This window comes from Methanosarcina vacuolata Z-761 (genome assembly GCF_000969905.1).
GTDB lineage: Archaea > Halobacteriota > Methanosarcinia > Methanosarcinales > Methanosarcinaceae > Methanosarcina > Methanosarcina vacuolata.
Window position 1 is genome coordinate 701,793 of the sequence record NZ_CP009520.1, and the last position, 14,005, is coordinate 715,797.

The window sequence follows — 14,005 nt, forward strand, 5'->3', positions numbered from 1 at the left end:
TAAACGGGCTTCTTATACGAGATATCGCGTGGAGAAGTAATAATCCAAATCGTACTTTCAAAAATCATTTTTCTTCATCTCCTTCACTCATCTTTGAAAGAAGCAAATTATAATTGTTTTTTATTGTTACTGTATTGGGATGCTTCGGTCCCAACTTCTTTTCAATTATTTCCAGTGCCCTTTGATAAAGTGGGAGTGCTTTTTCGTATTCTCCCATACTTTCATAGAGTCCTGCGAGATTGTTTAGTGTTGTTGCAACAGATGGGTGTTGCGGCCCGAGCACCTTTTCACGAATGTCCAGTGCCCTTTGATAAAGTGGGAGTGCTTTTTCGTATTCTCCCATACTTTCATAGAGTCCTGCGAGATTGTTTAGTGTTGTTGCAACAGATGGGTGTTGCGGCCCGAGCACCTTTTCACTGATCTCTAGATCCCTTTGATAAAGTGGGAGTGCTTTTTCGTATTCTCCCATACTTTCATAGAGTCCTGCGAGATTGTTTAGTGTTGTTGCAACAGATGGGTGTTGCGGCCCGAGCACCTTTTCACGAATGTCCAGTGCCCTTTGATAAAGTGGGAGTGCTTTTTCGTATTCTCCCATACTTTCATAGAGTCCTGCGAGATTGTTTAGTGTTGTTGCAACATCTGGGTGTTGCGGCCCGAGCACCTTTTCAATTATTTCCAGTGCCCTTTGATAAAGTGGGAGTGCTTTTTCGTATTCTCCCATCTGACGATAGAGTCCTGCGAGATTGTTTAGTGTTGTTGCAACATCTGGGTGTTGCGGCCCGAGCACCTTTTCAATTATTTCCAGTGCCCTTTGATAAAGTGGGAGTGCTTTTTCGTATTCTCCCATCTGACGATAGAGTCCTGCGAGATTGTTTAGTGTTGTTGCAACATCTGGGTGTTGCGGCCCGAGCACCTTTTCACTGATCTCTAGATCCCTTTGATAAAGTGGGAGTGCTTTTTCGTATTCTCCCATCTGACGATAGAGTCCTGCGAGATTGTTTAGTGTTGTTGCAACATCTGGGTGTTGCGGCCCGAGCACCTTTTCACGAATGTCCAGTGCCCTTTGATAAAGTGGGAGTGCTTTTTCGTATTCTCCCATATTTGTATAAAGTATACCGAGATAATTCAAAGTAACTCCAACGAGCAAATGCTCAGGGCTGACATTTACTTCGAGTATCTGAAGAATTTCCTCATAAAAGGGAGAAATCAATTGCCAGAATGCTGCTCTATAAAACGGATCAGATACAGAAATAAACCATTCGCATAATTCTTCTGCTTCCAATGATTCTTTTGCATGGTAGAAGGCTTCGGTAAGGGCGGTTTCGTGTTCTGGAGTGATTGCCTTGATATCAATATTTTCTAGCTTTTTGCTGTAAAAATCAAGTAAATACTTATGGATATTCTTTCTATCTGTGGGATCATGGAATTCCTTAAGGCTTTTTCTCATCAGCTGGTGAACAGAACATTTTCCATCGGTATCTTTTTTGATAAAGGAAAACTTAATCAGTTCTGAAAATGCGCCAGCAGGATATCCTGAATCAAACTTTTTCATCAATATTTCGAAAAGGGCTCTGTCCCAGGAATTGGGTACTGAAAGCACTTTGAGGGCTCGAATTTCATTATCATTCAGGTATTTCACGAATGTATTGAATATCTCTTTCTGCGTCTTTCCGAAGTCCTCAGAGACTGGCTGCCTGTTCTTTCTAATTTTTTCATAGGTATCAACAGACAGGTTAAGGTAGTATGGAACTCCTTCACTGGCTTTAATAATTATATTCCGAATGTCCTTATTTTCAATACCACAATCTTCTAAAAATTCTTGACAATATTTCTCTGGAAGTTCATCTACCGGATGTTGTTCCAGATACATTTTCCAGTCTTCATCACAATCGGGAACCCATAATAATTCATCCCTTCCACAGATTACCCATGAAACTCCTTTCATGTTTGGGATCAGGTTTTCCCTTATCCACTCATCTTTTTCATGAAAACCGCCTTTCTCTCTCAGACCATCCCAGAGAGCTTCGTAAGTGTCAATAAATATGTAAGCTTTTGAATTCGTACCTAAATAACTTGTAAAATCTGCAGCAAAAAAGCCAGGCAATAATTTTTCTATTTCAGGGGCTTCCATAGAAACAAGTTTATTGATGTCTATGGCTTGTTCTTTATAATATCTCTTTATGTTGTCTGGTGCATTATTTATAATATCCCAGATCAATCTTGTAGGCCCAAATTCATTAAGGACATCTATTATTTTACTGAAAAATTTTCCTTCTTTAATCACAGGATAGTTCTCTTCTAGCAGGGGAATTTCAGGGTGTAGTTTTTTCCAGTATATGGCATGAGCAATGTTGAAAAGGTAAAACTTAGCTTTGTATTTCTCCTGAATCTTGTTTCTCAGGGCGATTAAAAAAGTTCCGACTTCTCTATAAGTTTTTGTGTTCAGATCAATAGCTGCCCAGAATATTTCGGGATACTCTTCATCCAGTATCTTTTGCAATTCTTTCTGCAGCTTGCTTTTCCCGATTCCGGCAATTCCGTGATAAAATAGTACGTTATATTCTAGATTTCCCGAATTCTGGATATTTTCTCTGAAAGTCTGAATGCAGGCTTCCCTATCAACAAATACTCTCTCTTTCCCAAAGTACGTTGTAGGACCGATGGGCATGTATATCTCCACAGGCCAGTTTTCCGATCAACTAAGCTTCCGACCTGTTGAACTATTATTCAACTCGTCCTATATTACAGTACTGAAATCTTTCAATTAATTTCAAAAATCCAATACATGAAGCCCATCAACATTCAGAAAAAAAGATAGCAGAAATAATTATGGGAATTGAAAGGACATCTGCGGAAATCCAGGTGAAAACTTGAATTTATTCTTTAATATCCCTGAACTCGTAACAAAGAAGATTTAGTCTGTAATTTTTAATATTGGCTCTTCGCCATTCTTTATGGATAAAATGATTTTCAATTCAAGACCGCATTGGTTTTTATGAGGACGTTATGAAGATCTCCACACAAAACAACGAAGAGCCTTAATATTTATCTAGAGACTTCGTGATGAGCAACCGCTTTTTTGTAAAGCTCAGATGGTAGACTCGAGGATCCATGAAGTTCAGGTGGTTTATAGTTCTTTGGGACAAGGAATGCAGCGACTTTTGTTGCGTATACATCTCTTCCGCCCGTATCTATATCGCACTTCCATTTACCATTGCAGTTAATTGTTGTTAATGGTTGAGCCCAGGTGGGTTTATTCCACCATCCTAAATTTGGAACGTATATAAAGACAGCAACCCTATAGGCTGAATTACTTACACCTTTAACTGTGCCTGAAGCGTATCCTGAGGTTCCATAACGTGACACGGAAGTAATTTTTATTTTTGGATTCTCAGCTAATACTGTTATTTTTACTTTCTCAGAGTCTTTTAGACCTTTGGCTTTCGCGCTGAATGTTACAATATAGTTTCCCTTCTGACCAACGGCAGGTGTCCAGGTAAACTTGCCAGTGCTCGCAACCAACCTGGCTCCACGTGGTAGACCTGTAGCAGAGTATGTTACTTTATCGCCATCAGGGTCTTTTGCTGTGAGAGTAAAGCTTAACGTTTTCCCTTCATAAACTGTTTTACTGCCTATAGGATTAAGTACTGGAGGATGGTCAACAGAAGCTGAGGTAATTCCTGTTGTCATCAACATGAAACACATTAGTATTGCAAAGAAAAACGGTCTATTCAACTTAGTCTTCATTTAACCACTCCTATACATCACGTATAACACAATTTATAACACAAATTTTCGGTTTATGATGTCCGCGCTCATAATTGAGGTTTCTAGCATTGCGATATTTCCTCAACGCTCGAATCTAAATCTTCATTATGGGGTTTCGATTCCAAAATTAGTTCCTTATTCTGGAAAAATCATTGATCTTCGGATATATTAAAAAGTTAAGTTTTGTGAACACATATTTCAGAATCGCTTCCGAATGCAGTACTAGAAGAATTTTTAGAAAATTAAGATTCGTGTCTGAAAATATTGTGGCTCTTTTTATTCAGTTGATACTATATTATCCGCCTACTATTTTGTTGATCTTTTACCAATAATGCTCTTAATAAAAAACAAAACAACAGTAACAAATATCATCTATATCGCTCAAATACTTATATTTATTCATTATATACAACGAAAAATGACTAAATATTTCATAAAAAGTAGGCTTTCGGCAAATCAAGTACTTGAATTATATTATTGAACAGGATCACAGATCAGTAAAGCGGATAATTTATCTAATGTAAGGCTTTCAGTCTTTTTATATATCCATTGTTCCGGACCTCAATGAAACTGGAACTGATTTGTATTCCTTGCACAAAAACGCAATCATTTGTCATACTGAATTTTTAATCATGGCAATGTCAACTATGTAAAAATGGACAACCAAAAGCCCTTTTATGGAGAAAAACTAATTTTTTATGGGTTATGGAGACCCTGATACAAAAATAACATATTCCTGCAACTACACTCTTTTTTTGGGGAGAAAGTACACTTTCTGAGGGGTTAAATTGGTTAAAGGCCTGGTTTATCTTTACACGGGGGAAGGAGAAGGAAAGACCACAAACGCCTTTGGACTGGCTCTCAGGGCTGTAGGCCACGGGTACAGTGTAATAATAATCCAGTTCATGAAGGGCAGGAAGTACATAGGTGAGTACAAAATAAAGGACAGGCTAGCTCCGGAATACGAGATCTACCAGTTTGGAAGGGAAGATTTCATAGACTTCAAGAATCCCGTGCCTCTGGATTATGAACTGGCGAGAAAGGGCCTCGAATTTGCAAAAAAAGCCCTGAAAAGGAAGCCCAGGCTCCTGATACTGGACGAGATAAATCTTGCAGCCCACTTTGGCATTGTGAAAACCGAAGATCTCCTCAAACTGCTGGATGATATACCGGAAGAAACTACAGTTGTCCTGACAGGGAGGAGGGCTCCTGGAAAACTGATAGAAAGAGCAGACCTGGTAACGGAGATGAGGCTTATAAAGCACCCTTTCGAGAAAAACTTCCCGGCAAGGGAAGGGCTTGAATATTAACTTCTAAACTATATTTTCCCCAAAATATACGTTTCATCGGGTGTATATTCGAGAATGATATAGGAGAATGATATAGGAGAATGATGTAGGAGAATTACACGTTGTTATCAAACTTGCGAGTTAGGCAGTTAAAGGTTTAATGTTATTGATTTTCAGTTCAAGCGTGTAAGTTCTGAAGCGAGTAAGTTCTGAAGCGTGTATGTTCTGAAGCGTGTATGTTCTGAAGCGTATAAGTTCTGAAGCGTATAAGTTCTGAAGCGTATAAGTTCTGAAGCGTATAAGTCCTGCAATCGTGGAAAATAATTATGGAAATATTAACTATGTAACAGTGGAAGACTTTTTTATAATATATGCCGAAGAACAAATGGAGTTTTCACGCAGCTCATTCCGATTCCTTTTTATATTTCTTTGCTAATATACAATATCCATGATAATTCTTCATGCAGGCAGAATTGGAAAACAGTTCTTCTTATGGGGTGAAAGCCCGGCTGAAAACGAAATTCAGGGTGCCCGGCGGGGGAGAAAACCTAAAAATCTGACGGCAAAGCCTTATCCTTATGATTCGAGTTTTGAAAACCTGTTTTCTGCTCTTGAGCTATTGCTGGGTAGTCCTGACCGAAAAGAGGGCAAGAAAATCAACGTCTGGATGCCGACTATAGGCGGGAATCCTATTCCTTCCAGCTCTCTGATTGCTGAAATTCCGGATTCGAAAGCCGAACTTTCCCTGGCTCCCTGGACGGTTAATGCATACTCTCTGGAAGCTGAAGAAACTCTTGTTCTTCTCTGCGCCTGCATGGGAAAACGAGTTTTAGCCCCTGGCATCATTTCAGGAAGTGACCTACTCTGGTGGGCAGACGCCCTTAAATTTGCAGGTTCGCTGGTCGCAGGACAGAAATACCTGCCTGGAGTCAGGGAAGAAGAAGGAGAGTACAGGGCTTTCTGGGAACCCGTATTTTCCGGAGAAAATGCAGAAGAGCTGGCAAAGCTGGCAAAGCAAATGCCTCCTGCTTCCAGGGCTCTTGCTCCTGAATCCTCTGCCGTGCCGCCTGAAATGCCTGCAACTTTAGTGGCAAGGCAGTTTATTGAAGCCTCTCTTGACTGGATAGTCCGATCCGAAATAGGAGAAGGGTTTGTAAAAGAGACGCGCAAAAGAAAGTCCTTTGATAGTATCCATGATGCCTGGGTTTCTGCCCTGAAAAGCCCGGACGGGCTGATCTCTGGAGATGATACCGAACTTATTCAGCTTGAGGCTCGGGCCCGTGAATGGCAGCGTCCCCTCACAATACTTACTACTTCACCTTTCAGGTTCTGTTTTCGGCTGGAAGAACCAGTTGAGGACGAAGAAATCGAAGAAACCACAGAACTCGAAAAAATCACAGAAAACAAAAGAAGCCGGGAAGAGATAGCTGATATCGAAATTCCCAAAGGGCTGTGGTACGTCCGCTACCTGCTTCAGTCTTACGAGGACCCAAGCCTTCTGATCCCTGTAAAAGAAGCCTGGAAGCCAAAAAAGGGCAGCCCGTTGAAAAAATATGATGTGAAAAACATTCGTCAATTTCTGTTATCTTCCCTCGGGCAGGCTGCCGGTATTAATGCAGGAATCGCTTCCAGCCTTGAGGCTCCCAACCCAGCCGGATATTCCCTTGATACGAAAGAGGCTTACCGTTTCCTGACTGAAAATGCAGTGAACTTAAGCCAGGCCGGGTTTGGAATACTTCTTCCTGGCTGGTGGACTCGCAAGGGTACAAAAACTCACTTAAAAGCCCAGGCAAAGGTTAAGGGCAAGAAGTTACAGGCCGGAAACGGGCTTACCCTCGACAAAATCGTCAGCTTTGACTGGGAAATTGCCCTTGGGGACAGGGTGTTAACAGCCAAAGAGTTGCGGGCTCTTGCAAAACTCAAAGCTCCACTTGTGAAGGTTCGCGGGCAGTGGGTTGAGGTAAACGATGCTGAAATCAAGGCTGCTCTTGAGTTCTGGAAGAAGAACCCCCATGGAGAAGCAAACCTGCGCGAGGTTCTAAAGCTTGCTGTGGGCGTATCCGAAAACGCCGAAGGTCTGGATTTTGAAGGGATCAATGCAGAAGGCTGGATTGGAGAATTAATCAGTCGCTTAAAGGACAAAACCGGATTTGAAGAACTTCCGGCTCCCAATGGTTTTTCAGGAACTCTTCGGCCTTATCAATTCCGAGGTTACTCATGGCTCTCTTTTTTGAGGCAATTAGGCATAGGAGCCTGCCTTGCAGACGACATGGGGCTTGGAAAAACCATCCAGACGCTTGCTCTTATCCAGTATGACCTGGAACAGGTTGAAGAAGGGGCAGCCGGACGTGAAGATTCAAAACTCATTAGCGTCCCTAACGTTTCTACTGCTCCTACTGCTCCTAACGTTTCTAACGCTTCTACTGCTTCTAATGTTTCTACTGCTCCTAACGCCGCAAAACCTGTAGCCACAAAACCGGTCCTTCTGGTCTGTCCGACTTCGGTTATCAATAACTGGAAAAAAGAGGCTGCTCGCTTTACACCTGAACTTTCGGTAATGGTACACCACGGCACCAGCCGGAAAAAAGAAGAGGAATTCAAAAAAGAAGCTATGAAACATAGTATTGTTATCTCAAGCTATGGGCTTTTGCAGAGGGATGCTACGTTCTTAAAAGGTGTTCCCTGGGCTGGAGTGGTACTTGATGAAGCCCAGAATATCAAAAACCCTGAAACTAAACAGGCAAAAGCTGCCAGGGCTCTGGAAGCCGATTACCGCATAGCTCTTACAGGGACTCCGGTTGAAAATAATGTAGGCGACCTCTGGTCCATCATGGAGTTTTTAAATCCCGGCTTCCTCGGCAGTCAGGCCGGCTTCAAGCGGAACTTCTTTATCCCCATTCAGGCCGAAAGAGACCCGGAAGCTGCAAGAAGGTTAAAAGAAATTACAAGTCCCTTCATCCTGCGTCGCCTGAAGACTGACAGTTCTATTATCTCTGACCTGCCGGAAAAAATGGAGATGAAGACCTATTGTACGCTGACAAAAGAACAGGCCTCACTCTATGCGGCAGTCCTCGAAGATATCGAAGAGGCAATTGAAGAAGCTGATGAAGAGGGAATCCAGAGAAAAGGAATAATTCTATCTGCCCTTTCCAGGCTCAAGCAGGTCTGCAACCATCCAGCACAGTTTTTGAAGGACAACTCCGGAATTCCAGGACGGTCAGGAAAACTCGAAAGGATTACCGAAATGCTGGACGTGGTTCTGGAAAACGGAGAAAAAGCCCTTGTTTTCACCCAGTTTGCGGAAATGGGAAAAATACTAAAAGAGCACCTGCAGGCAAGCTTCGGCTGTGAAGTCCTTTTCCTGCACGGCGGGGTTCCCAGAACGCAGCGGGACCGGATGCTTGAGCGTTTCCAGGAGGGAAAAGAGTATCTCCCGATTTTTGTCCTCTCTCTTAAAGCCGGAGGCACGGGGCTTAACCTTACTGGGGCCAACCATGTATTCCATTTCGACCGCTGGTGGAACCCGGCTGTTGAAAATCAGGCAACTGACAGGGCATTCCGTATAGGCCAAACAAAAAACGTTGAGGTGCACAAGTTCATCTGCGCGGGTACGCTTGAAGAAAAGATCGATGAGATTATTGAGCATAAAGTGCAGGTCGCAGAGAACGTTGTCGGGACAGGGGAATCCTGGCTGACAGAACTTTCCAATGAGGAATTAAAGGATATTTTCACTCTTAGAGAAGAAGCGGTAGGTGAATAATATGGCAGCTTACTGGGATGGCTATGGTTATTATGAACCCTCAAAGCCAATTGAGGTCAAAGGTGGAATCAAAGCAAAATCCAAACGTGGGAGCTTTGTCCAGAGCTGGTGGGCAAAACGCTGGATCAAAACCCTTGAAAGCTTTAACCTTGGGGCGAGGTTAACCCGCGGAAAAACTTATGCTCGTAAAGGTCAGGTAACTTCCATAAAAATAGAAACAGGTCTTGTAAGAGCCAAAGTCCAGGGTTCAAGCCCCAAACCCTACTCGGTAACAATCAAAGTCCGTACACTGAACGGTTCCGAATGGGAACGTCTTGCAGAAAGGCTTACCTTAAAGCCTATATTTGCAGCCAAGCTCCTCGCAGGAGAAATGCCGGAAGATATCGACTCTGCATTCCAGGAAATAGGTCTCTCCCTTTTCCCTGAAAAGCTCGAAGACCTTGAAACCGACTGTTCCTGTCCTGACTGGTCAAACCCCTGCAAGCATATTGCAGCCGTCTACTATCTGCTCGGGGAAGAATTTGATAGGGACCCTTTCCTTATCTTTAAGCTAAGGGGAGTAGATATGGACGATTTTATGTCCATTCTCGGAAAGGGTTCGGGCCCGGAAAACCAGAACCTTGTTGCAGAAGCCAGAAGATTCCTGGAAGAGCCGGATGTTGAGATCGGAACCGAAACCGGAGCCAAAAATAAAGAAGGAATATCTCCTTTTTCTCCGGAGCCTCTGCCACTTGATCCTGAAACTTTCTGGGGTAAGCTTCCTGAAAATCCAGAAGAAGGAAAAAGCCTATCCCTCGAGGTTCATATCCCTCCGGCTGCAGCAGTTCTTCCAAAAAGGCTTGGAAAATTCCCCTTCTGGCGGGGCGAAGAGGATTTGCTTGAAGTACTGGAGGGTATTTACAAAGAAGTTTCACCTTCAGGGATGATGATCTTCCTTGGAGAACGTAAATGAATTAACGTAAATGAATTAACGTAAATGAATTTTGGAGGTCATAATTGAGTACTCTTATAAGTAATCATTCATGAATACTTTTGTATATTTTTTAAAATTAGTGATCTGGCAGACCTTCTCTCCTATGCAACCTTCATTGTCTCTTCATTGGAGGCAAATCAATAGCTAACGTAAATATTATTCGCAATTTCCTTATCAACAGCATACCTGGTCTGGTCAACCTCAAAAAGATACGAAGGTGACCTTCTGAGTAGGGTAATAGGCATACCAGGCAGGATACCCATAGCTATTAACTTCTGTAGAATTCCCGGGTTCTTCGTTTCAAGGTGGTCAATTTTTCCGGTTTTTCTGGGTTCCATTGCGCAGAGAGTTATAGTTTTCAGATTAAAATGTGAGTTTTTAGTTACCATTTGAAAAACTTCCTTATGGACTGAATAATCTTTGCTTCCTGTACAAGTTCATATCCGCAGTTCGGGCAGCACTGTTTGTTACATCTATGAAGTTTCCCGCAGCCGGTGCATTTCGTTTCATCAGCTTTCTCAAATTCGTTTCCGCAGAGTGGGCATTTCACAGGTTAACCCCCAGCAGTTTTAACAGGTTATTTACAATGAAGCCTGTAAGGAATGCAAACGGGAAAATGAAACCCGAAATTGTAAGGGCTGTTTTTAAACCTCTTTCTTTTATCGTCATCATGAACTGAGCTATACATGGCATGAAAAGGGTAAGAGTAATGGCTGCAACTACGAGCTGCACACCTGTTAGTAATCCTGAGTCATGCATTCCATAAAGTCCAGCTGCCCCAAAATCTCTCCTGAAGAAACCGAAAAGGAAGACATCAGCTGCATCAGGAGGCAGGCCTATCCAGACTGTTGGATATTCTATGATTTTCAGGGCAAGGGCAAAAAGTCCTGTTAGCCTGCCTATCCAGATCAGAACACTCGCCAGTACAAATAGGGGCAGAACTTCCAGAAAATACCAGTGCATTCTGGAGTAAGTTTTAACCATTATGTTCGAAAGCTTCGGTTTCCTGAGAGGGGGCATTTCAAGTATGAAGGTAGGGGCTTCTCCTGGCAGGACTCTGGAAGCCAGGAAACCTATCAGGATAAATTCCAGTATTATTACTACAGCCCAGATAAGCAGGCTTTCAGGGTTTCCCGAGAGGACTGAAATAATAATGCCTAGCTGTGCCGAGCAGGGGATTGCAAGAGCCAGCAGGATATTTGCAATGAGCCTTTCCCTTTTTGTTTCAAGGGTGCGGGTGACCATTGTAGCCATTGTAGAACAGCCAAACCCGAGTACCATTGGAATTACTGCCCTTCCGCTGAGCCCTATTTTCTTGAACATGCCATCCAGGAGCAGGCCCAGCCTTGGAAGATAACCCGTGTCTTCTATGATGGAAAACACAAGGAAAAAGGCTCCCACTATCGGAAGGATAAGGGCAATTGCATATGTTACGGCCTGGGTAAAAATTCCGTATTCTCCCACAAAAAGGTCTTGCAGAGCTGGATAGGGTACAAGCGACGTGAACTTTGCAGTTACAAGGGGGTTTATGTATCCTCCAAAGACCGTATTTTCCAGAAAATCAACAACTGTTCCTGCTGCAAATACGCCTACAAACAGATAGAGCCCGAAGTACAGGATTAAAAACAACACAGGTATCCCAAGCACAGGATGGATGAGAATACTGTCAATTTTCTCGGAAAAACCGAGATTTCGAGTCTGTGTTTTACTTTTATTTATTCCAGTATCTTCTTCTGCTCTTCTTTTTTCGGTTTTCCCACTACTTTTTCTCTCGATTTTCTCAGGCGTTTTCATTACCTGTTCTACGATTTCGTTTACATGTTCCTGGCGCTTCAGGGTGAACAGGTAGGAAAGAGGGACTTCAGATATCTTTGATGCAGCTTCTGCAAGTTTCTGGATTTCTTCGGAGCGTTTTCCGCGACTTTTTCCCTCACAATTTGGGGTTTTTTCAGCCCTTTGCAGGTATTCAAGGGCTGTCCGATCTTCCTGCAGCAGCAGGAGTGAGATCGCTCTTTTTGAGATTCCGGCTGAGATTCCGGCTGAGATTTCGGTTGAGATTTCGGTTGAGATTTCGGTTGAGATTTCGGCTTTTTTTGCGGGGTCAAGCAAACCTTCAACTTTTTCGATATATGGCTCAATTTCTGTACCATAGTCAAGTTTTTGCCTAAATTTTTGAATGTTGTTTCCAGGAGTAAACTCCGAAATTGTAGCTTTAAGTTCCTCTACCCCTTTTCCTTCACTTGAAACCGTTCCAACAACCGGGATTCCCAGGTAATGGCTGAGTTCAGATATATCGATTTCAATCCCTCTTTCTTCAGCCTCATCCATCATGTTCAGGACAAGAATAAGAGGAATCTCGGCTTCAAGTAGCTGCAGGGTGAAAGAAAGCATCCGCCTGAGGTTTCGGGCATCTATTACATGGAGGTAAACTGAAGCCTCTTCCTCAAAAAGCAGAAGTTGAGAGACCCTTTCTTCCTCACTTACAGGGAGCAGGGAGTACATCCCGGGCGTGTCTATGATTTCATATTCCCTATCTCCGATCCTTGCTTTTCCGTGGGTGATTTCAACTGAGGTCCCCGGATAATTGGAGACCAGTGTATAACTTCCGGAGAGGGCATTGAAAAGGCTGCTTTTTCCCACGTTAGGGTTTCCTATAAGTATGATTTTCGGAAGCCCTTTTCCTGGTGTGCATCTCGTTTTTCCGCAACAGCATTCTCTTTCAGGGCAGATAACTGGTAGTTTCATATTTTTGCTCTTATATTTAGGCAGACCTAATTTTTTAATTTGTCCATATTTAGGCAAACCTAATATTTAAGGCTAATGCACAAGGCAAAATTACCTCAAGTTTATTGTCTAAAAACAGGGTTTCAAAGAGTTTTGAATCAAAAAAGCCTTTTGCCTGAATCTTTAATTCAAGTTTCAATTTGCAAGCTTATCAAAAAACCAATTTTCAGTTTCACTCAGTAAGATTTTCGGGAACATATTTCAGGATCAGAAACTCGATTTTTCCCGGTTATCTAAATATGCATGAGTCCACGTTCCAAACTTGGCAAACCAATGACAAAGCTGTCCTTTGAAGAAGAAATAATGAAAAATATAAACATTGTGAATATTCTTGGGAAAGTTCTATGTAAAAAATCAATTTGTAGTCGGCATTTTTATTCATTTAATATTTATATTTCTGCTTATATTATATTCCTCGGATATAATTATTCTATTGCGTGTGTTTGAAATCGCCTTTGCTGGCAAGTTCCATGATATAAAATGAGGATAGAATTTACTACTGTTAGTATCCTCATCAAAATACATTGGACAATTTATTAATGATGAATATCTCTGCCAGCATGGGTGAATTGAATAACTAAACACTGCAAAATTGATTAAGTTGAAACAGGTTGGGGGAGTCAACAAATGAGTCTTAAAAAGACACTGGGCATTTTGCTGGCAGTTTGTTTTCTACTATCAATTACCGTAGCGGCAGTAAGCGCTAAAGAACTTCCCAGTATGGCGGGAAAGGAGACATGCAAGACAGTAGAAAAGGCAAAAAATCAAATGAAAGGGTTTTCTACCAATATCGAAAATGTCACATTGGAAAATAACTATTTCCGGAAGGTACTCTATACTGCAAAGCATAACCAACTATCGATTATGAGCCTCAAACCAGGGGAAGATATCGGAATGGAAGTGCATGAGAAAACCGACCAGTTTCTCCGCTTTGAGGAAGGACAGGGAAAGTGCATAATTAACGGTAACGAATATGAAGTCGGTAGCGGATCTGCAGTGGTTGTGCCGGCAGGTGCCCAGCACAATGTCATCAACACTTTGAAAACAGGTTCTTTAAAATTCTATACGATCTATTCACCGCCTGTTCACAAGGACGACATTGTACGCGCCACAAAGGCCGAAGCCGAAGCTAATCCAGAGGAATTTGATGGCGTGACTACGGAATGTAACTAAGGGATAAGGTCATTAAGAAGTAGGAATAAACGCTTTATATTCATAAAGCACTTTTCTTTTTTATATTTTTAAATAAATGCCTGAATCTCCTCGAAAACGTTCGTTAGCAGCAATGATGGCTGTGATTGGTTTTGTATCCCAAGTTTTTGATCTTTTTTTAGGGAGCTTGTACGAGAGATTCAAAAGTCAAATTTTGATTTTTGAGATAGGCTCAGTATTCTGTGTCTCAGTATTCTGTGTCTCAGTATTCTGTATCTC

Annotated in this window: 10 protein-coding genes; 4 read left to right on the forward strand and 6 right to left on the reverse strand. The window is 42.2% G+C overall.

The genetic code is table 11. From position 1 onward, the window contains the following. Window positions 1–64: 64 nt before the first annotated feature. A complete protein-coding gene (locus tag MSVAZ_RS20710) occupies window positions 65–2,668 on the reverse strand; it encodes a tetratricopeptide repeat protein (RefSeq protein ID WP_052727861.1) in 2,604 nt (867 codons plus the stop codon). Window positions 2,669–3,045: 377 nt separating this feature from the next. Beyond that, window positions 3,046–3,747 carry a putative Ig domain-containing protein gene (locus tag MSVAZ_RS03090; protein WP_048117921.1) on the reverse strand — a complete coding sequence of 234 codons (702 nt, stop codon included), beginning with the start codon at window positions 3,745–3,747 and terminating at the stop codon, window positions 3,046–3,048. Between the two features lie 809 nt (window positions 3,748–4,556). Between MSVAZ_RS03090 and MSVAZ_RS03095 the strand changes: the two genes are divergently transcribed. From MSVAZ_RS03095 to MSVAZ_RS03105, 3 genes are all read left to right on the forward strand, one after another. Then, a complete protein-coding gene (locus MSVAZ_RS03095; RefSeq protein WP_048117924.1) occupies window positions 4,557–5,078 on the forward strand; it encodes a cob(I)yrinic acid a,c-diamide adenosyltransferase in 522 nt (173 codons plus the stop codon). 427 nt (window positions 5,079–5,505) lie between these two features. Next, a complete protein-coding gene (locus MSVAZ_RS03100; RefSeq protein ID WP_048117927.1) occupies window positions 5,506–8,817 on the forward strand; it encodes a DEAD/DEAH box helicase in 3,312 nt (1,103 codons plus the stop codon). A 1-nt stretch (window position 8,818) separates the two neighbouring features. Then, window positions 8,819–9,769, forward strand: coding sequence for an SWIM zinc finger family protein (locus MSVAZ_RS03105; RefSeq protein WP_048117930.1), 951 nt, complete (start codon window positions 8,819–8,821; stop codon window positions 9,767–9,769). A gap of 158 nt (window positions 9,770–9,927) precedes the next feature. Here the strand turns inward: MSVAZ_RS03105 and MSVAZ_RS03110 are convergent, their stop codons facing one another. Genes MSVAZ_RS03110 through MSVAZ_RS21480 form a run of 4 tightly spaced genes read right to left on the reverse strand, consistent with a single transcriptional unit; the run spans window position 9,928 to window position 12,713 of the window. Beyond that, complete coding sequence (locus tag MSVAZ_RS03110) at window positions 9,928–10,179, reverse strand: FeoA family protein (RefSeq protein WP_048117933.1); 252 nt, start codon at window positions 10,177–10,179, stop codon at window positions 9,928–9,930. After that, window positions 10,173–10,340, reverse strand: a complete 168-nt coding sequence (locus tag MSVAZ_RS20715; protein ID WP_198146783.1) for a toprim domain-containing protein — start codon at window positions 10,338–10,340, stop codon at window positions 10,173–10,175. Before MSVAZ_RS20715 ends, MSVAZ_RS03110 begins: the two co-directional genes overlap by 7 nt. Then, window positions 10,337–12,535: a ferrous iron transport protein B gene (feoB, locus tag MSVAZ_RS03115; protein ID WP_048117941.1), complete on the reverse strand. Its 2,199-nt coding sequence runs from the start codon at window positions 12,533–12,535 to the stop codon at window positions 10,337–10,339. Before feoB ends, MSVAZ_RS20715 begins: the two co-directional genes overlap by 4 nt. A 49-nt stretch (window positions 12,536–12,584) precedes the next feature. Then, window positions 12,585–12,713, reverse strand: a complete 129-nt coding sequence (locus MSVAZ_RS21480) for a hypothetical protein (RefSeq protein ID WP_269746807.1) — start codon at window positions 12,711–12,713, stop codon at window positions 12,585–12,587. Window positions 12,714–13,201: 488 nt separating this feature from the next. Between MSVAZ_RS21480 and MSVAZ_RS03120 the strand changes: the two genes are divergently transcribed. Further along, window positions 13,202–13,747: a cupin domain-containing protein gene (locus MSVAZ_RS03120; RefSeq protein ID WP_232316199.1), complete on the forward strand. Its 546-nt coding sequence runs from the start codon at window positions 13,202–13,204 to the stop codon at window positions 13,745–13,747. Window positions 13,748–14,005: the final 258 nt, after the last annotated feature.